Annotated in this window: 16 protein-coding genes; 7 read left to right on the top strand and 9 right to left on the bottom strand. The window is 71.0% G+C overall.

Annotated features, from left to right (window positions below):
• The first annotated feature begins 9 nt into the window (after positions 1-9).
• On the top strand, positions 10-384 hold the full coding sequence (locus ACIBI5_RS48535) for a hypothetical protein (RefSeq protein WP_397257694.1): 375 nt from the start codon (positions 10-12) through the stop codon (positions 382-384).
• 51 nt (positions 385-435) lie between these two features.
• Here the strand turns inward: ACIBI5_RS48535 and pip are convergent, their stop codons facing one another.
• Together pip and ACIBI5_RS48545 are read right to left on the bottom strand one after the other, a co-directional pair.
• Positions 436-1,392, bottom strand: a complete 957-nt coding sequence (gene pip / locus ACIBI5_RS48540) for a prolyl aminopeptidase (protein ID WP_397257696.1) — start codon at positions 1,390-1,392, stop codon at positions 436-438.
• Between the two features lie 27 nt (positions 1,393-1,419).
• Complete coding sequence (locus ACIBI5_RS48545) at positions 1,420-1,848, bottom strand: MarR family winged helix-turn-helix transcriptional regulator (protein WP_397257698.1); 429 nt, start codon at positions 1,846-1,848, stop codon at positions 1,420-1,422.
• A gap of 91 nt (positions 1,849-1,939) precedes the next feature.
• Here ACIBI5_RS48545 and ACIBI5_RS48550 point away from each other — a divergent pair, with 91 nt between their 5' ends.
• Both ACIBI5_RS48550 and ACIBI5_RS48555 read left to right on the top strand, forming a co-directional pair.
• On the top strand, positions 1,940-3,004 hold the full coding sequence (locus ACIBI5_RS48550) for an NAD(P)/FAD-dependent oxidoreductase (protein WP_397257700.1): 1,065 nt from the start codon (positions 1,940-1,942) through the stop codon (positions 3,002-3,004).
• A complete protein-coding gene (locus ACIBI5_RS48555; RefSeq protein WP_397257702.1) occupies positions 3,001-3,960 on the top strand; it encodes an LLM class flavin-dependent oxidoreductase in 960 nt (319 codons plus the stop codon). Before ACIBI5_RS48550 ends, ACIBI5_RS48555 begins: the two co-directional genes overlap by 4 nt.
• Here ACIBI5_RS48555 and ACIBI5_RS48560 read toward each other — a convergent pair.
• The 3 genes from ACIBI5_RS48560 to ACIBI5_RS48570 form a co-directional block, all read right to left on the bottom strand.
• Positions 3,953-7,093: an SCO7613 C-terminal domain-containing membrane protein gene (locus ACIBI5_RS48560; RefSeq protein WP_397257704.1), complete on the bottom strand. Its 3,141-nt coding sequence runs from the start codon at positions 7,091-7,093 to the stop codon at positions 3,953-3,955. The two genes, ACIBI5_RS48555 and ACIBI5_RS48560, sit on opposite strands and share 8 nt — an antisense overlap.
• A 78-nt stretch (positions 7,094-7,171) precedes the next feature.
• Positions 7,172-8,158, bottom strand: coding sequence for a hypothetical protein (locus ACIBI5_RS48565; RefSeq protein WP_397257706.1), 987 nt, complete (start codon positions 8,156-8,158; stop codon positions 7,172-7,174).
• Between the two features lie 37 nt (positions 8,159-8,195).
• The gene (locus ACIBI5_RS48570; RefSeq protein ID WP_397257708.1) at positions 8,196-9,419 is read right to left on the bottom strand and encodes a polysaccharide biosynthesis C-terminal domain-containing protein; all 1,224 of its coding nucleotides are present in this window, start codon (positions 9,417-9,419) and stop codon (positions 8,196-8,198) included.
• Positions 9,420-9,526: 107 nt separating this feature from the next.
• Here ACIBI5_RS48570 and ACIBI5_RS48575 point away from each other — a divergent pair, with 107 nt between their 5' ends.
• Positions 9,527-10,495: an aldo/keto reductase gene (locus tag ACIBI5_RS48575; RefSeq protein WP_397257710.1), complete on the top strand. Its 969-nt coding sequence runs from the start codon at positions 9,527-9,529 to the stop codon at positions 10,493-10,495.
• A gap of 96 nt (positions 10,496-10,591) precedes the next feature.
• Here ACIBI5_RS48575 and thpR read toward each other — a convergent pair whose 3' ends face one another.
• From thpR to ACIBI5_RS48590, 3 genes are read right to left on the bottom strand one after another with little or no spacing between them, the layout of a single operon-like run.
• A complete protein-coding gene (gene thpR, locus ACIBI5_RS48580) occupies positions 10,592-11,149 on the bottom strand; it encodes an RNA 2',3'-cyclic phosphodiesterase (RefSeq protein WP_397257712.1) in 558 nt (185 codons plus the stop codon).
• Positions 11,150-11,156: 7 nt separating this feature from the next.
• Complete coding sequence (locus ACIBI5_RS48585) at positions 11,157-12,377, bottom strand: MFS transporter (protein ID WP_397257714.1); 1,221 nt, start codon at positions 12,375-12,377, stop codon at positions 11,157-11,159.
• A 23-nt stretch (positions 12,378-12,400) separates the two neighbouring features.
• Positions 12,401-12,850, bottom strand: coding sequence for a MarR family winged helix-turn-helix transcriptional regulator (locus ACIBI5_RS48590; RefSeq protein WP_184972061.1), 450 nt, complete (start codon positions 12,848-12,850; stop codon positions 12,401-12,403).
• Positions 12,851-13,186: 336 nt separating this feature from the next.
• Here ACIBI5_RS48590 and ACIBI5_RS48595 point away from each other — a divergent pair, with 336 nt between their 5' ends.
• Positions 13,187-15,502, top strand: a complete 2,316-nt coding sequence (locus tag ACIBI5_RS48595; protein ID WP_397257716.1) for an ATP-binding protein — start codon at positions 13,187-13,189, stop codon at positions 15,500-15,502.
• Here the strand turns inward: ACIBI5_RS48595 and ACIBI5_RS48600 are convergent.
• On the bottom strand, positions 15,489-16,949 hold the full coding sequence (locus ACIBI5_RS48600; RefSeq protein WP_397257718.1) for an NCS2 family permease: 1,461 nt from the start codon (positions 16,947-16,949) through the stop codon (positions 15,489-15,491). The genes ACIBI5_RS48595 and ACIBI5_RS48600 overlap by 14 nt on opposite strands.
• A gap of 52 nt (positions 16,950-17,001) precedes the next feature.
• On the opposite strand from ACIBI5_RS48600, the gene ACIBI5_RS48605 reads away from it, so the two are divergent.
• Positions 17,002-17,208, top strand: a complete 207-nt coding sequence (locus tag ACIBI5_RS48605) for a DUF2530 domain-containing protein (RefSeq protein WP_379618274.1) — start codon at positions 17,002-17,004, stop codon at positions 17,206-17,208.
• A gap of 69 nt (positions 17,209-17,277) precedes the next feature.
• Positions 17,278-18,753 carry an alpha/beta hydrolase gene (locus ACIBI5_RS48610; RefSeq protein WP_397257720.1) on the top strand — a complete coding sequence of 492 codons (1,476 nt, stop codon included), beginning with the start codon at positions 17,278-17,280 and terminating at the stop codon, positions 18,751-18,753.
• Positions 18,754-18,788: the final 35 nt, after the last annotated feature.

The following is an 18,788-nucleotide window of genomic DNA, read 5'->3' on the forward strand; positions in this document are numbered from 1 at the left end:
GATGGCGGTATGTATGTCCCGCCCGAGTGGCCGGCCGAGGTCCGACCGCCCAGCGTGCCCGACTGGGAGACCTCGGCCGTGGCCTGGTTGCTCGACGCCGTCCCGCCCGACTACCGGGCGCACGAGGTGCTGCGCCGCCACCCGATCGCGCTGGCCAGGATGGCGGCCCACCACGTCGACTCGGCCATTGAGGCGGCTCGCGCCGGTTACCGCGGCGCCGCCGTCGACCTGAAGGGCCACCTGCCGCCGCACGCGGTGGAGGCCGTCCTTGACGTGTACCGCGAGGAGGGCCCCCGCCTGGTCCGCCTGTCCCGCGCGATCGACGCGGTGGAACGGGCCCTGCGCGGCGAAACCTTCACCGCCACCCTCCGCCGCCCCCGCTGACCCCTGGCGGAGCGCGCCACAACCGACCCAGAACCGAGACGGGAGTGTGGGTCAGGAGGCGAAGGAGTTCAGAGCGGACAGGACCTCTGCCTGCATGGTCGAGCTGCCGGTGTGACCGGAGTCCTCCACCACGACCACCCGGGCATCCGTCCACACGCGGGCCAGCTGCCAGGCGTTCTCCAGCGGCGACCCCAGGTCGAAGCGCCCGTGGATCAGCACTCCCGGAATCCCGGCCAGCTTGGGCGCGTCCCGGAGCAGGGCGCCCTCCTCCAGCCAGGCCCCGTTGGAGAAGTAGTGCGCGCAGATCCGGGCGAAGGTCAGCAGCGCCTCGGACGGCCGGTTGGAGTAGGCGTTCGGCTTGCCGTTCGGCTCCAGGGAGATGACCGAGTCCTCCCACGTCGTCCAGTCGACCGCGGCCTTGGCCCGCACTTCGGGATCGGGGTCGGCCATGAGCCGTCCGTAGGCGGCCAGTAGTTCTGGCACGGCGCCGGAGGCGCCTTCCGGCGCGCCCGCGCGGAAATGGGCCCGCTGCTCGGGGAAGAAGCGGCCGACGCCGTCGTACAGCCAGTCGATCTCGTAGCGGCGGGTCATGGTGACGCTCACGATGACGATCGCCGACACCCGCTCGGGATGTGCCTGCGCGTAGGCGAGGATCAGCGTGGATCCCCACGAACCGCCGTACAGCAGCCACGTGTCCACGCCGAGGTGCTCGCGCAGCCGTTCCATGTCCGCGATGAGGTTCTGGGTGGTGTTGGCGGTCAGGTCCGTCGCGGGGTCGGCGGCGAGGGGACGGCTGCGCCCGCAGTTGCGCTGGTCGAACAGGATGATGTTGTAGCGCTCCGGATCGAACCCGCGGCGCATGTTCGGCGAGCATCCGGACCCGGGGCCGCCGTGCACGACGAGCGCGGGCTTGCCGCCGGGGTTCCCGCAGGCCTCCCAGTACACGAGGTTGCCGTCGCCGGTGTCGAGGTGGCCATGGTCATAGGGCTCGATCTCAGGAAACATCATCCCAAGATACAACAGCACTGTTATATATCAGGACTCGGTGATCTTCTCGACTACCACGGTGAGGCTGCGCTGGTCCTCGGCGGGGATCTGGGCGACGAGCTGGTTCAGCCGCCTGGTGACCTCGCAGTGGGTGCTCACCGCCACCCGGCGTCCCTCGTCGGTGAGCTCGACGTAGGTCACGCGCCGGTCCCCGGGATCGCGCCTGCGTACGATCAGGCCCCGCTTCTCCGTACGGTCGACCAGCCCGCTCAGGTTGGACTTCTCCAGATGCATGATCTTGCCCAGATCGCTCATCCGCACCCGGTCCCGGACGATCACGGCGCACACCAGCTCCGTCTGCTGCGCGGTGAGGTCGTGCCCCCGCCCGATGTCGTTGAACATGTGCAGCACATGGTGCGACAGACCCACCAGGGCCGTGGCCAGCTCCCTGGTCTCGGTCACGTCGATCTCGGTCATCTCGCCTCCAGGCCCAGGCTAGCCCACTTGCCACCACCTCTATGGTTCATGATAAGAACTGTTCATAATCTGAACCATTCTGGAGGACTCCATGACAGCGACCGTTACCGTGATCGGCGGCGGATACGCGGGCATCACCGTCGCGAAGGCCCTGGACGACGTGGCCGACGTCACCCTGGTCGAACCCCGCGACACCTTCGTCCACAACGTCGCGGCACTGCGCGCGGTGACCGACCCGGTGTGGGCCGAGCGGCTTTTCATCCCGTACGAGGGCCTGCTGACCCGGGGCCGGATCCGGCACGACCGGGCGGCCAGGATGTTCGGCTCGGCCGTGGAGCTCGGTTCTGGCGACCGGGTCACCTCCGACTTCGTGGTCCTGGCGACCGGCTCGCGCCACACCTACCCGGCCAAGCTCGACGTGGACGACAGCGTGGACGCCCGCGCCAAGCTCTGGGCCACGCACGAGGCGCTCTCGCGTGCCCCGCGCGTGCTGCTGCTCGGCGCCGGGCCCGTGGGGCTGGAGTTCGCCGGGGAGATCAAGGCCGCCTGGCCGGACAAGCACGTCACCGTCGTGGATCCCGCCCCGGAGCTGCTGCCCGGAGAATTCCCCGCCGAGTTCCGCGCGGAACTGCGTGCCCAGCTCGCCGCGCTCGGCGTCGAACTGCTGCTCGGCACCTCGCTGAGCGAGCCGCCGCCGACCGCGCCCGGTCACGCCGCGCCGTTCACCGCGACCACGCGGGCGGGCGCCGAACTGAGCGCCGACATCTGGTTCGCCTGCTACGGCGCCACGCCCAACACCGGCTACCTCGTCCCCGGCCGCCGGCTCGACGTCACCCCCGAGCTGCGCCTGCCCGGCAGCGACACGATCTTCGCGATCGGCGACATCACCAGCGTGCCCGAGATGAAGATGGCCCGCTTCGCCCAGCGGCACGCCGAGGTGGCCGCCGCCAACATCCGCGCCCTGATCGACGGACAGACCAGCCTCACCGCCTACGAACCCGCCCAGGACGCCATCGTGCTGCCGCTCGGCCCGCGCGGCGGCGTCTCCTACGCCCCCGAGGCGGGCGTGCTCGGCGCCGAGGCCACCGTGGGCATCAAGGGCGAACTGTTCCTCGACACCTACCTCGGCCTGCTCGGAGCGGAGGCGGCACGATGAAGACCTTGTTCGGCTTCGGCCTGGACGACGACCAGCTGATCGGCCAGGCCGTACAGGCCGATCGGGAGGGCCTCGACCTGGTCACCGTCTCCGACCACCCGTACCTCCACGACCGCCTGGACGCCTACGCCGCCCTCGGCGTCATCCTCGGCCGCACGAACGCGGTCACCGCGGCCGTCAACGTCACCAACCTCCCGACCCGCCCCGCCCCCATGCTGGCCAGGACCGTCGCCGGCCTGTCCGCGCTGTCCGGCGGGCGGATCGCCCTGGGCCTGGGCGCCGGTGGCCTGTGGCGGGAGATCGAGAAGCTGGGGGTCGAGCCGCTGTCTCCGGCGCGGGCCGTACGGGCGCTGGAAGAAGCCATCACGGTGGTACGCGCGCTGTCGGGCGGCGGCGGGCCGGTCACCTTCGACGGCGAGTTCTACCGGGTGAACGACCTGATCCCGGCGGCCGTCCCGGCACCGCCCATCTGGACGGGCTCGCTGGGGCCGAAGTCGCTGGCCGTCACCGGCCGAGTGGCCGACGGCTGGATCCCCGGCCACGCCTCCGACTGGCGTAGCGACCGCGTGGCCACCTCCCGCCCGCTGATCGACGAGGCCGCCGTCAAGGCCGGGCGCGACCCACGCGACATCGCCACGATCTACAACCTGCCCGGTCGCATCACCACGGCGCCACTGCCCGCCACCCGCGACGCGAGCGGGCGCTGGCGCGGCGGTTCGGTCGCGCAGTGGGTGGAGGAGCTCACGAGCGCGGTCCTGGAGTACGGCGCCGCGGGCTTCACCTACTTCCCCATCGCCGACGGAACCCCGGCGACCACAGCCCTGACCCGCTGGGCCACCGAAATCGTCCCCGCCGTCCGAGCAGCCACCGGTACCAGAACCCCGCCACCCGAGCAGCCCCTCGCGCCCGAGCCCCGAACGTCGGCGCGGCCATCCGTTCCTGATCCGTCTACTTGAGCTTGACGACGGCGTCCTTCAGCCGGACGAGGTCGCGCTTGCGCGCCTCGTACGTGGCGCCGACCACCAGCAACAGCATGCCGCCCACCGCGATGGGCACCCACCGGGGCAGCGCCGTGACCAGCCCGGCGACCCACGGCGCCAGCTCCCGGACGGCCACCGCGGCCAGCGTCAGCGCGCCGAGCACGGCCGGGGCCTGCAGCCGGTGGCGGGCTCCTGCCACGGTGACCGCGAGCGCCGCCGCCCCCAGCAGCAGCGACCGCAGGGCCGTCGGCTCGGCGAGCAGGCTCGGCCCGAACGTGAACAACAGCCCCGCCCCATAGGCCTTCCACGACGACCCCTGCCGCCCCCGCAGCCAGCCGATCCCGAGCAGCACCAGCGAGAACGGCAGCGTGTAAGCCTCGACCACCGTCACCTCCTCCGCCCACAACCGCATCCAGGAGGACACCAGCAGGAACCCGGTCCCCAGATACCCGATGGCCGGCACCCGCTTCCAAGCCGCCGCCGCCACCGCGACGACTCCCGCTCCGGCGCAGACGAGGCTGGCCGTACGCAGGCCGTGGGCGGCGGCGACCACGCCCACCTCGGCGACGGCCAGCACACTCGCCAGCGCCACTCCGGCGACCCCGCCCCGCCCCCAAAGACTCGCGCCCGCCGCCACCCCGGCCAGGGTCGCCAACGTCACGATCGTCCCGGTCTGCGTTGCCGCCGCCCCCGCGACGGACAGCACGCCGAGCCACACCGCCACGCCGATCGCGAGGTCACCGGCGAGCACCCACTCCCCGCCCGCCGTGGCGCGCCGCGCGGCGAGCACCGCCGCCACCGCCGTGGCCAGCAGGAGCAACCCCAAGCTCACCTGGTACGGCAGGCGAACCGTCACCGGCACCACCGCCACCAGCACCCCGGCCACGACCACCGCGACCGCGGGCCGGGTCGCCGCGACCAGCACAGCCCCGGCGAGCACGACCGCGAGCAGCGCCGCCCACCGAGCCTCCGGCAGTGAAGGCGCCCCGCCCCAGGGGTCGAGCAGCCCGGAGAAGTTCGCCACCCCCCGCACCACCACGTCCACCACCGGCAACACCGCCACCCCGGCCAGCACCACGGCCAGGACCCGCCCAACCGCCCAGCCCAGCCTCAACCCCGGAACCTGCCGCGCACCCCCGGCCTGCGCTTCAGCGGCCGGCTCGGGCGTGCCGTACCAGCCGATGAGGGCGAGCACCGCACCGGCGGCGAACCCGAGCGCGGCCGCGTCGAGCACCGCCACCTCCAGCCCGTAGAGGACCGCCCACACCAGGCCCGAGCCGCTCAGCGCGGCGCCGGCCAGCGCGGCCGGACGCCGGTACAGCACGGCCCAGGTCACCAGGAGCACGCCGAGCACCGTGTAGGTCGCCGCCTCTCCCGCCAGCCCCTCGGTCAGCGCGAGCACGGCCACCGTCCCGGCGCCCCAGGCAGCGGCCGGATACCTGGTCGCGGCCACGCTGAGCGCCACCGCGACCAGCAGCGGCACCCCGACCGAGGCCGCGTACCCGAGCCCGAAGGCCGCCGGAACCACCAGCAACGCCGGCAGCGCGAGAACGAGCCCGCTCCCGAACACCAGCCCCGAGAGGTCGGAAGCCGAGACCCGCGCCGCCGGCACACTCCACCGGCGGGCAGCCACCACGCACACCGCGGCCGCCACGGCCAGGAACACGACACCCGGCCGAGCGAGGGCGAGCTGGGCGACCTCCCATCGCGTGCCCGCCCATACCGCCGACACGTTGCGGAACGGCATGAGCAGCGCGTTCAGCACGACCATCACCAACGGCAGCCCACCCAGCACGACCATGACCGCACCGGACACCACCCCGGCCCGCCGGATCACGACCGGCAGCCACAGCGCCGCGACCATGACGACCATCGCCGCCAGCGGGTACGGCAGCAGTTGCCACGAGGAGTTCAGCAACGGCCGCACCGGCGAGCCCAGCGCGAACATCAGGGCCAGTCCCACCAGCCCCAGCGGCGCCCAGCGCATCAGCGGAACAACCCGCATCCCGACATGGATCCCCGCCGCCGCCAGCACCAGCAGCAGCCCGGCCGGAGGCCACACCAGGTCACCCACCACCGACTCGACCGCGGCCACGAACACCGCCACGAGCGCGCTGATCCCCAGGCAGATCGCGGCCGTCACCCGGATCTCGACGCGCTTGGCGCGGCTCCAGACGGCGGCGTCGAGCAGGGCGGTGACGGTGAACGCGGCAGCCGTCCCGGTCGCGGTCGAACCGAACCACATGACCATGGGCACCTGAGCGAGCAGGATCGCGATGATCGGCGCCACCCGGAGCGGCAGCACCCTGCCATAGACGGCCGCCCCCGCCGCGACGACCGCGATCACGCCCGCGCCGTAGTCGACCCACGACAGCCCGCCGAGCAGTCCGACCCGGTGCGCCGCGTACCCGTCCAGCGCCATCAGCGCCAGCGCCAGCACCCCGACGGTCTCGGCCGTGGCCGTCAGTCCCCGCTTGAGCAGCAGCGCCGGTACGGCCAGCGCCACCCCGGTCACCACGACCAGGATCGCGCCCCGCCCGGCGATGCCCAGGTATCCCCAGCTGACCACGGTGAACACCACAGCCGCCACGGTCAGCAGGAGCCCACCGAGGATCAGCAGCAGATTCTGCGCGGTCCGCCGAGAAACCTCCGCCGGCTCAGCCCCACCCGGCCCCCCAGACAACCTGGGCGCCCCCGGCGCAGGCGGTATGGGCGGTATGGGCGGCATGGGCGGCCGACCCGCCGAACCCGCCGGTATGCCCGGGGTGCCCGGGGTGCCCGATACGCCGGGCGCACCCACCGGGACGCCCGCCACACCCGGAACGGCCGGCATGCCCGGAACCACCGGTATGCCCGGCACGGCCGTGGATGCTCGCAGGGCCCTGGACCGTGCCTCGCGGAGCAGGCCGAGGAGGTGGCCGCGGCGGCGGTGGAGGTCGGCCTCACGCATCCTGAGGTCGGCGAGGGCGGAGTCGACCCGCCACAGCTCGGCCGCTGTCGGCCCGGCCAGGGGCAGGGCGCAGCGCGGGCAGACGCCCGGGGTGCCGGCCAGCGGAGCCCCGCAGTCCGGGCACGCCATCACCCGGAATTTCCCACTATCAGGATGCATAGTGAGAATGATGCCGCTGCACGTCAACCCCACGCCTGGGCGAACGTACTCAGACGTACCTGGGTGGTCCAGCTTAGATCAGCGGCTACGGCGCGCGATCACCGCGATGACCGCGGTGGCGCCGAGCGCGGCGGCCAGCCAGATCAGGATGTCCTGGCCGCTCAGCCCGCGTTCGTCCTGGGCGGTCTCGGCCGCCGCCACCGACGCCTTCTTCGACGGGTCGCTCTTCGACGGCGTCGGCCTGGAGTCGGCCGAGGCCAGCGCCCGCTCCGGCAGCGGCACCCGGTAGAGCGGGCTGCGCGCCCCCTCGGACCCGGTCAGCAGCGCCTTGCCGTCGGCCGTGTACGCGATCGACTCGGCCTGATCCAGCGGCGGCATCGAGATCTTGGTGATGATGTCGCCGGAAGGCCGGAAAAGCGTGGCGGAGAAGTAGGTCCGCACGACATAGGAGGACCCGTCGGGCGCGTAGGCCGCGTCGGTGGCCATCATGGGCGCGGCGGCGGCCTTGCGCAGGATGTTCACGCGTCCGGTCCGCAGTTTCAGCGGCGCCTCGTAGACCGCCCCCGTGAACTCCTTGGACACCACCGACAACCGCCCGGTCCTGGGGTTCACCATGATCCCCTCGGCGTTGCGGGCCCCGTCGGCGTACCGGAACCGGTAGCGCACCGCGGGCACCGTGGCGTCTCTCAGCGAGGCGGGTTCCATCACCTTGTAGATGGAGATGTCCGGCCAGGCGCCGTCCAGATTGTCCCCGATGTCGGCGAACCAGAGCACGCCGCGCCCGGTCGCGGGGTCCTTGGAGGCCGCCATAGCCTCCCAGTCGCGCGCCTGCGCCCCCGACACCCTGAAGGCCGCCTTGGTACGGCCCGCCCCGTCGACCGCGAAGAACTCCGCCGCGGCCGAACTGTCGTTGTGCGTGTAGTAGATCCCGGCATGCGTGGGCGAGACCGCCAGCCCGCTCGACTCCGTGATCCGCGCGTCGCGGAAGGTGAACAGCTTCTCTTCCGCCTCATCGGCCGCTGCCATCGCCGGCGCCGCAGGCAGCGCGCAGGCCAGCACGGTCACGGCAATCGCCCTAATCCAGACATCCCCCACCCTGACATCATGCCCGCTCCGCGGCCCCGGCCATCCCCACCTGGGCACTGTGCTTGCGGAACCCCCAGCTCTGCAACGCATAAAGCAGGACGTTCACCGCCAACATGGCCACCCACAACCCGGTGATCCCCCACACCCGCGCCACCGGCACCGCCGCGGCGACGAGCAGGCCGTACCCGATCGCGAAGTAGACCAGCGAGGCGCCGGCCCGCTTGAGCGCCGACAGCCCGAAACCCCGCACGGCCTGTGCCGCGTCCGCCATCGACGACAGCAGCATCAACGGCACCAGCGCGAGCACCGCCCCCCGCACACCGGGGTCCTCGCTGAACAGTCCGGCCAGCGCCGGCCCGGAGACCAGCAGCGCCAGCCCGCCCGCGGCCGAGGCGCTCACGGCCAGCACCGCCGCCCGCCGGTTGACCCGCCGCACCTCGGCCGAGGTCGTGGCCCGCGCCATCTCCGGCACCGCCGCCTGCGCCACCGCCAGCGACGCCAGGAACGTGAACCCGGTGAGCGTCCCGAGCACCGCGTGCGCGGCGGCCTCGCGCACGGTCGTCAGCGTCGCGGCGAACGTCACCACCCCGAGCGCCCCGAACTTGACCAGCACCGTCCCCGCCAGCGGCAGGCTGACCCGCGCCAGCGCGAGGATCTCCGCCACCCGGGGGCGCGCCTGCCCGACGGGACGGCCGAGCGCGCGGCGCAGGCAGACGTTCGAGACGAGCACGCCGGCCAGCCCGGCCGCGAGCCACGCCACGCCCATCCCGTCGAGCCCCCAGCGCGGCACCAGGACCAGCGTCAGCACGATCACCGTCGTGGTGTTGGCCAGGCCGGACCAGAGCACCTGCCGCGCGCGTCCGAGCGCGATGAGCACCGTGTTGGCGCCGCCGTTCGACGCCAGCACGAGCAGATCGAGCGCCAGCAGGTACGGCAGCGGCCCCAGCTCGGCCACGATCTCCCGCGGCACCCCCGCGGCACCGGCCAGCAACGGCACCCCGAGCACCGCCAGCGCCCCGGCGAGCCCGACTGCCAGCGTCAGCCAGCGCGCGTCGCGCAGGATCGGCACCGCGCGTACCGGGTCGTCCTTGTGCGGCGCGACGAACGGCATCAGCCCGCGCAGCGCCCCGGCCACGGCGGTGGCGGCGGGGTTGAGCACGGCGGTCATGACGGCGAAGGCGGCCAGCGTGACGGGCGCGTGCCGCCCGAGCGCGCCGGCGACGACCAGGGAACCCACCATCCCGGCCACCATGGACAGAAACAGGGGAACAGCGGACCGAAGCAGCACCATCACGACGGAAAGTCATCCTAGCCTGGAGTGCACTCCAGCTACCTAGGGTGATGTCCATGGAATACGTGAACCTGGGACGCTCCGGCCTCAAGGTCAGCCCGCTGTGCCTCGGCACCATGAACTTCGGCCCGTTCACCTCCGAGGAAGACTCCTTCGCGATCATGGACCGCGCCCTTGAGGCGGGCGTCAACTTCTTCGACTCCGCCAACGTGTACGGCCAGTCGGCTGGCCGGGGCGCGACCGAGACGATCGTCGGCAACTGGTTCGCCCAGGGCGGCGGCCGCCGGGAGAAGACCGTCATCGCGACCAAGCTCTACGGCGGCATGACCGACTGGCCCAATGACGGCCTGCTGTCCGCCCTGAACATCAGGAAGGCCTGCGACGCCTCGCTGAAGCGCCTGCGGACGGACTACATCGACATCTACCAGGCCCACCACGTCGACCGCGGCACACCGTGGGAGGAGTTCTGGGAGGCGATGGACGTCCTGCGGCAGCAGGGCAAGATCGTCTATGTCGGCTCGTCGAACTTCGCCGGCTGGCATCTGGCCAAGGCACAGGAGGCCGCCCGGCGCAGAAACTCCGTGGGCCTGATCAGCGAGCAGAGCCACTACAACCTGCTGAACCGGGCGGTCGAGCTGGAGGTGCTGCCCGCGGCCGAGGACTACGGCATCGGCGTGATCCCGTGGAGCCCGCTGGGCGGCGGCCTGCTCGGCGGCATCCTGCGCAAGATCGACAAGGGCCGCTCGTCGTCCGAGCGGATGCTCGTCGAGCTCGACAAGCACCGCGAGAAGATCGAGGCCTACGAGAAGCTCTGCGACGACCTGGGCGCCGACCCCGCGCACGTGGCGCTGGCGTGGCTGCTCAAGCAGCGCGCGGTGGCCGCGCCAATCATCGGCCCGCGCACGATGGAGCAGTTCGAGAGCAGTCTGCCCGCCCTGGAGGTCAAGCTCGACGAGGCGGCGCTGGCCGGCCTGGACGAGATCTTCCCCGGGCACAGGACGGCGCCGGAGGACTACGCCTGGTAGGTCAGGTGACCAGCGCGCCGACGACGACGATCAGCAGCAGAAGGCCGAGCACGATGGGCAGGAGCCAGAAACGGGGACGGTCCACGATTGTGGAGCCTAGCCGGGCTCCGGAGGTGCGAGCGCCCACTCGGCCAGTGACTCGTACCTCACCTGGGCTCCCAGCGTCGAGCTGACCAGCCGGACCGACTCGGCCCGCCACGGCGATCCGGTGAATCCGGCCAGCGACTCCACCAGCGCGCTCAGATCCTGCTCGTGCTTTGCGCGGGCGAGCGTGAGGTGCGGGTGGAAGCGCTTCTCGTCGGTCTCCACCGCGCCCGCCCGGCGGGCTCCGGCCTTGACCGAGTCGGCCAGGCGGGCCATCGAGGCGCCGGTGACGCCTGCCCAGAAGACCCTGGCCCGGCGTACCGACGAGAAGGCTCCGAAGCCGTCGAAGGCCAGGTCGAGGGCGGGGTGGCGGGCTACGGCGCGCGCCAGCCGTACCTGGAGGCCGGGCAGGACGCGCTCGGGCACCTCGCCGAAGAACGCGAGGGTGATGTGCCAGGTGGCGCGGTCCGGCCAGCGCAGGCCCGGTACCTGTCCGGCGTGCGGAGCGATCGCCGTCTCGATCTCGTCGAGAACCTCGTCGGGCGGTACCAGAGCCGCGAACAACCTCATGCGGGCATCATGCCGTGGCGAGCGCCACCCTGCGGCGCGCGCCGATCATGCGTGTCATGAGCAGCGCCATGCCGGTTCCGGCCAGTACCAGCGCACCCGAGAGCATGACTCCGGCTCTCGGGCCGCCGAACTCCGACAGCAGGCCGACCAGCGGCGCCCCCAGCGGCGCGCCACCGGTGAACACGAGCAGGTAGATGCCCATGACCCGGCCGCGCATCTCCGGCGAGGTGGCGAGCTGGACGCTGGCGTTGGCGGCGGTGTTGACGGTGATCAGCGCGATGCCGGCCGGGACCAGCAGCGCCAGGTAGACCGGGTAGACGGGCGCCACGCCGACCGCGACCAGGAACAACCCGAAACTGATCGCGCCGGTGAGCAGCACCTTCCTGCTGGGCTTGGCGCGGCGCGCGGCCAGCAGCCCGCCGCCGAGCGCGCCGACCGCGAACATGCTGGAGGCCAGCCCGAACGACGAGGCGCCCGCGCTGAACACCTCGCGGGCCATGAGCGCGATCGACATCGAGAACGACTGCGAGAACATCGACACGAACCCGATGAGCAGGATCGGCATCAGCAGTTCCTGCTTGCCCAGCACGTAGCGCAGTCCCTCGCGCAGCTGGCCCTTGGCCCTGGGGACGGGCTCGGCGAGGTTCAGCTCCGCCTTCCGCATGAAGATCAGGCTGGAGATCACCCCGGCGAACGTCAGCGCGTTGAGCAGGAAGATCGGTCCGGTCCCGCCCAGCATGAAGATCAGCACACCGGCGACGGCCGGGCCGACCACGCGGGCCAGGTTGAAGATCGAGGCGTTGAGCGCGATGGCGTTGGACAGGTCCTTGCGGCCGACCATCTCGACCACGAACGTCTGCCGGGTCGGCACCTCGACGCAGGAGACGAGGCCGAGCGCGAAGGCCATCACGTAGACGTGCCAGACCTGCGCGGTGCCGGTGACGGTCAGGATGCCGATGGCGAGCGCGAGCAGCGCCATGATCGACTGAGCGACGACCAGGATGGGCCGCTTCGGGTAGCGGTCGGCGAGCACGCCGCCGAAGAGGCCGAACAGCAACATCGGGAGGAACTGGAGCGCGGTAGCCGTACCGAGGGCCGCCGCGCTGCCGTGCGTGAGGTCGAGCACCAGCCAGTCCTGGGCGGTGCGCTGCATCCAACCGCCGAGGTTGGAGACGGCGCTGCCGGAGGCGAACAGCCGGTAGTTGTGATTCCTGAGCGACCGGAACATCCCGGTCCTGGGTTCCTCAGGTTCTAGATCTTGCTGAGCTTCTCCAGAATCGGGGCCGCCTGCCTGAGCACCGCCCGTTCCTCCGGCGTCAGCTCCTTCAACCGCTGCGTCAGCCAAGCCTCTTTCTGCCTGCGCTCCTCCTTCAGGAGCTTCAAGGCGGCTTCGGTCACGCTCACGGTCACTTGCCGCCGGTCGGTCGGGTGCGGTGTACGCGCGAGCAATCCTCGCTCCACGAGCCCGGCGATCACGCGGGTCATCGAGGGCGGCTGCACCTTCTCGAGCTCGGCCAATTCGCCGGGGGTTATCGCGGAATGCCGTTCCACGGCGGCGAGCGTCGCGACCTGAGTGGGTGTCAGCGAGGCCGCCGTCGCCTGTCGTCGTAGCCGCCTGGTCAGCCGCGCCAGTGACACGCGCAGAGCTGAAGCCAGGCCTGCGTCGCTCCGCAGGTCCATCTTTTGGGTGTTCGTTAGCATGAGTCATTACCTTTGCTAACTATATGGATACCCGACACATTCCCTCCAGGCCGAAGATCTCACCCATTGATACAGCAGACCTGGCCGAGCATGAAAAAGGGGCGGTGACCCGGGGTGGCTCACCCCTCCAGAGGCCACGCCGGATCACCGCCCGCTGAGACATCCATGCTCCTGCGCGGAGCGGAGGTCACACTCCCACAGGGTGCCGGTACGGCCCGCGTCCCGGCTATCGGTACCCCCTACGGATTTCCCGGCGACCTGCTCTCTCGGCATACGTACTCCACGGATTGCGCGGAATCCCATAACCGATCGTTACGCAATGAATACGATCCGAACATGACACTAGGCACGTTCCGCAGACGGCCAGGAGAGCTCCCCCGCGACGTCACCGCGTTCATCGGGCGCCGGACCGAGCAGTCCGAGCTCGCCGCCCTCCTCACCGGCGAGCGCCTGGTGACGGTCACCGGACCGGGCGGCGTCGGCAAGACCCGCCTGTCCCTGCGGGTCGCCGACGCCGTCAAGGAGCGCTTCGCCGACGGAATCTGCCTCATCGAGCTGTCCGCATTGCGCGATCCCGAACTCCTCACCCACACCGCGTGCACGGCGCTCGGACTTCCGGAGAAAGCCGGGCAGACCCAGCTCGACACGCTCCTGGACCACCTCCAAGAGCGCGACATCCTGCTCATCCTGGACACCTGCGAGCACCTCATCGACGCCTGCGCGGGCCTGGCCGACATCCTCATGCGCGAGACACCCCGGGTATGCGTACTGGCCACGAGCCGCCAGCCGCTCGACGTTCCCGGCGAGCATACGTATATGATCGCGCCGCTTCCCGTGCCCGACTCCGTCGCCCTCGCCGCCGGGAGCGGGAACGCCATCGAGCTGTTCGCCCTGCGCGCCGCCACCGTCGTGCCCGGCTTCCAGCTCACCGAGGCCAACGGCGACCAGGTGGTCGCGCTGTGCCGCCGCCTCGACGGGATGCCGCTGGCGATCGAGCTGGCCACCGTGCGGCTGCGGGCCGTACCGCTGGAGCAGCTCATCGAGCGTCTTGAGGACCGCTTCCGGTTACTGACGGGTGGCCGGCGTACGGCGCTGCCACGGCACCAGACGCTGCGCACCACCATCGACTGGAGCCACGACCTGTGCACCCCGGCGGAGCGAGTGCTCTGGGCCAGGCTGTCGGTGTTCGCCGGATCCTTCGACATGGAGGCCGTCGAGGAGGTCTGCGCCGACGACCGGCTGCCCGTCGAGACCGTCATGGAGACGCTGATCGGCCTGGTCGACAAATCGCTCGTCCTGCTCGCCGACGAACCGGGCGCCCGCTACCGCCAGCTCGACACCATCCGCGAGTACGGCGCCGACCAGCTCGCCCGCAGCGGCGAGCAGGCCGCCGTGCGCGGCCGGCAGATCGCCCGCTTCCACCGCCTGGCCGCCTACTTCGACGAGCACTTCATCGACGACGACCAGGTGGAGCGCTACCGGGCGCTGCGGCGCGACCACGCCAACCTGCGCGCGGCCATGGAGCACGCCATGCTCCTGCCCGACCCGAACGTGGCCGCCGACCTGATCAACGCGCTCTGGGGCTACTGGCAGATCTCGTGCCTGTACACCGAGAGCCGCTACTGGCTGGGCCAGGTGCTGCACCGGTGCACCGCGCCCTCCCGTCAGCGGGCCAGGGCGCTCGGCGTGCGCGCGTACCTGATCGCCTTCCAGGGCGATCTCGACACCGCCCTGTCCGACTGCGACGAGGCCCTGCCCATGGCCGAGGAGCTCGGCGAACGGCTGCTGGCCGGGCGCATTCTGCTCTACCGGCACCTGGCGCTCTGCTTCGCCGGCCGGCTCGGGGAGGCGGCCGAGGCCGCCGAGACCGCGCTGAAGATCATGGAAGAGGTCGACGACCGGATCGGGCTGGTCGCCCTCGACGCCCAGGACGGCTACCGCCACCACCTGGCCGGCGAGCCGGAGGAGGCGCGGCGGCTGTGCGAGCACGGGCTGCTGCGGCTGGGACACGGCACCGGCGAGCAGTGGCTGCGCGGATACCTGTACTACATCACCAGTGCCGCCCTGTTCGGCAAGGGCGACTACGAGGGGTGTGAGACGGCGGGCCGTACCGCGATCGGGATCAAGACGGAACTGGGCGACATGATCGGCACGGCCTACTGCCTGGAGACGCACGCCTGGCTGGCCGCCGTACGCGGTCGCGCGCAGCGGGCGGCCTGGCTGCTGGGCGCGGCCGACCGGCTCTGGCGGATGACCGGGCTGCGGCTGAGCGGCACGGTCGTGATGGAGGAGTTCCACCAGAGCGCGACGGGCGCCGTGCTGGCCGCGCTCGGCGAGAAGCGCTTCGCCGAACAACGCGAGCACGGCGCCCGCACGCCGCTGGAGAAGGTGGTCGGCGCCGCGCTCGCCGACGCCGACCGGCTGCCCGGCTGCGCCCCGGTGGCCGTCGGGCCCGCGATGGAGCTGCTGACCCGCAGGGAGCGGGAGGTGGCCGTGCTGCTGCGCGAGGGCCTGTCCAACCGGGCGATCGCCGAGCGGCTGCACATCTCCAAGCGGACCGCCGACACGCACGTCGAGCACATCCTGGCCAAGCTCGGCCTGACCTCCAGGGCGAAGGTGGCCGAGCTGGTCGCGGGCGCTACAAACCGATGAGGTCCCTGATCGGCCCCAGGGCGAAGTACACGACGAACAGGAGGGAGACGCCCCACATCAGCGGGTGCACCTCGCGGCCCTTGCCCTTCAGCACCTTGATCAGCACGTAGCTGACGAATCCGGCGCCGATGCCGTTGGAGACCGAGTAGGTGAACGGCATGAGCACGATCGTGAGGAACGCCGGGATCGAGACCTCGTAGTCGCTGAAGTCGATCTCCTTGATCGCGCTCATCATCAGGAAGCCCACGATGACCAGCGCGGGCGCGGCCGCCTCGTACGGAACCACCTTGACCAGCGGCGCCAGGAAGATCGCGACCAGGAAGAGCACGCCGGTCACGACGCTGGCCAGGCCCGTACGGGCGCCTTCCGCCACACCGGAGGCCGACTCGACGTAGGTGGTGTTGGAGGACACCGAACCCGCGCCGCCCGCCGCCGCGCCGATCGAGTCGACCAGCAGGATCTCCTTGGTCCTGGGCAGCTGCCCGTCCGGGCCGATCAGGTCGGCCTGGCGGCCGACGCCGACGATGGTCCCCATCGTGTCGAAGAAGTCCGTCACGAGCAGCGTGAACACCAGCAGCACGGCCAGCAGCACCGACACCCGGGTGAAACCCCCGATGGGGTCGAACTCCGTGAACAGCACCAGCGGGTTCGTGATGCCGAACATGTCGGAGGTGATGTGCGGGACGTTCAGCATCCACCCGCCGGGGTTGTCCTTGGAGAACGCCCCCGGGCGGAAGAGCAGCTCGACGACCGCGGCCAGCACGGTCGTGCCGACGATCCCGATCAGGATCGCGCCCTTGACCTTGCGCGCCACGAGCGCCGCGGTGGCCAGCAGGCCGACGATGAACACCAGGACCGGCCAGGAGGTCAGCTCCCCGGCGATGCCCAGGGTCAGCGGCGGCACCGCGTTGCCGCGGACGAAGCCGGAGTCCACGAAGCCGATGAGCGCGATGAACAAACCGATGCCCACGCTGATCGCGGTCTTCAACTGCGTGGGGATCGCGTTGAACACCGCCACGCGGAACCCGGTCAGCACCAGGATGCCGATGATCACGCCCTCGACGAAGACCAGGCCCATCGCCTCCTCCCAGCTCATCTGGGTGGCGATGCCGAAGGTGACGAAGGCGTTGAGGCCGAGCCCGGCGGCCATGGCGAACGGCACCCTGCCGACGACGCCCATGAGGATGGTCAGGACACCGGCCACGAACGCGGTTCCGGCCGCGACCAGGGCGATGTTGGGGCTGGTTCCGTCGCCGATGAACTGTCCGTCGGCGTCCGGCTTGGTGGCGATGATGAAGGGATTGAGTACCACGATGTAGGCCATCGTGAAGAAGGTGGCGAGGCCGCCGCGGACCTCACGGGAGAGCGTCGAACCTCGTGCGGTGATGCTGAAGAACCGGTCAAGAGTGCTGTTCACGCGCGAAGGGTGACAGCCGTCGCAACACATGAAAAGCGTAGGTGATCGTATCGAGATGGTATTGGAAGCTACCCTGGACAATGTGAAACGCGAATGGCGACCAGAACCGGAACCGATCAAGACCAACGATCCGGCCGCCATCGCCGTGGGCACCGCGCTCTGGGCGGTCGCGCTCGTCGTTCTGCTGATCTTCCGGCCCGCGCCCGAGAACACCTGGTGGATCTGGACCTGTCTGACCGGCGCCGGCTTCGGCCTGTTCGGAATCTGGTTTGTCAGGCGCAGGCGCTGACATAAGTCACCCGCAACTGCTGTCATCTCCCACTACCTGGGCAAATCCGGTCTGACCATGCTTGAGGGCATGAAGAAGACCTTGACGACGACCCTTCTGCTCGCGACGGCGCTCACCGCATGCAGCACCGCGGCCAAGCCGGACCCGGCCCCCGTCGCGAAGAAGAAGGAGACGACCGGGGCCGTCGTCTGGGCCCCCTGCACCGACCTGACCGGGCCCGACGGCAAGCCCCTGAAGGACGCCTCCCTGGAGTGCGGCAAGCTCCCCGTCCCCCTCGACTACGCCAAACCGGACGGCGAAAAGCTCGACCTGGCGCTCATCCGCATCAAGGCCACCGGCGACCGGCTCGGCTCCCTGGTCTTCAACTTCGGCGGACCCGGCGGCTCCGGCGTCGACACCCTCGCCCTGGCCTCGAAGGCGTTCGCCAGCCTCGGCACCCGCTACGACCTGGTCAGCTTCGACCCGCGCGGCGTCGACCGCAGCTCCGGCGTCAAGTGCGGCGACATCGACAAGTTCGCCGCCGTCTCCCCGCAGTCCGCCGACTTCGACCGCATGATGAAGGAGTTCGCGGCGACCTGCGCCAAGGAGTCCGGCAAGATCCTCCCCCACGTGGGCACCGCCAACGCCGCCGAGGACCTCGACCGTATCCGCGTCGCCGTCGGCGACGACAAGCTCAACTACTTCGGCCTCTCGTACGGCACGCAGCTCGGCGCCGTCTACGCCACCAAGCACCCCAAGAACGTCGGCCGCTTCGTCCTGGACGCCGCCCTCGACCCCTCGGTCAGCTTCAAGGAGCGGGCCGTCACCCAGGCCAAGGGCTTCAAGCAGGCCTTCGACGCCTTCGCCAAGGACTGCGTCGCCCAGACCTGCGACCTCGGCGCCACACCCGCCGCCGTCCAGAAGGACCTCCAGACCTTCCTGAAGTCCCTGGACGACAAGCCCGTCAAGGTGGGCGACCGCGAGCTGACCGGCGGTCTGGCCCAGACCGGCGTCATCGCCGCCCTCTACTCCAAGATGAGCTGGCCCGTGCTGGAGCAGGCCGTCGCGGCGGCCAAGAAGGGCAACGGCCAGGCGCTCCTGAGCATGGCCGACCTCTACACCGGCCGCAGGCCCGACGGAACGTACAACACCATGATGACCAGCCTCCAGGCCATCAACTGCGTCGACAGCCCAGAACGCCCCACCGACGCCGACATCGAGGACGTGAAGAAGGCGACCCTCGCGGTGAACCCGATGATGGAGAACGGCGGGCTCGCCTCCATCTGCCGCTACTGGCCGGTGCGCGGCGCCAACGACGACGCCAAGCGCGTCGACGCCACCGGTTCCGCCCCGATCGTGGTGGTGGGCGGCAAGGGCGACCCGGCCACGCCGTACGAGTGGGCGCCCCGCCTGGCCGCCAGCCTCAAGACCGGCGTCATGCTCACGTACGAGGGCGAGGGGCACGGCGCGTACCTGAGCGGCAGCAGCTGCGTGACCCGCGCCATCGACACCTACCTCCTCAACGGCACCCTCCCCCAGAAGGACGCCACCTGCCCCGCCGCCTGACCCGGCCGGCGGCCTGACGGGGGCGGCCGCCCGGC

The organism is Nonomuraea sp. NPDC050540 (assembly GCF_044457485.1).
GTDB lineage: Bacteria > Actinomycetota > Actinomycetes > Streptosporangiales > Streptosporangiaceae > Nonomuraea.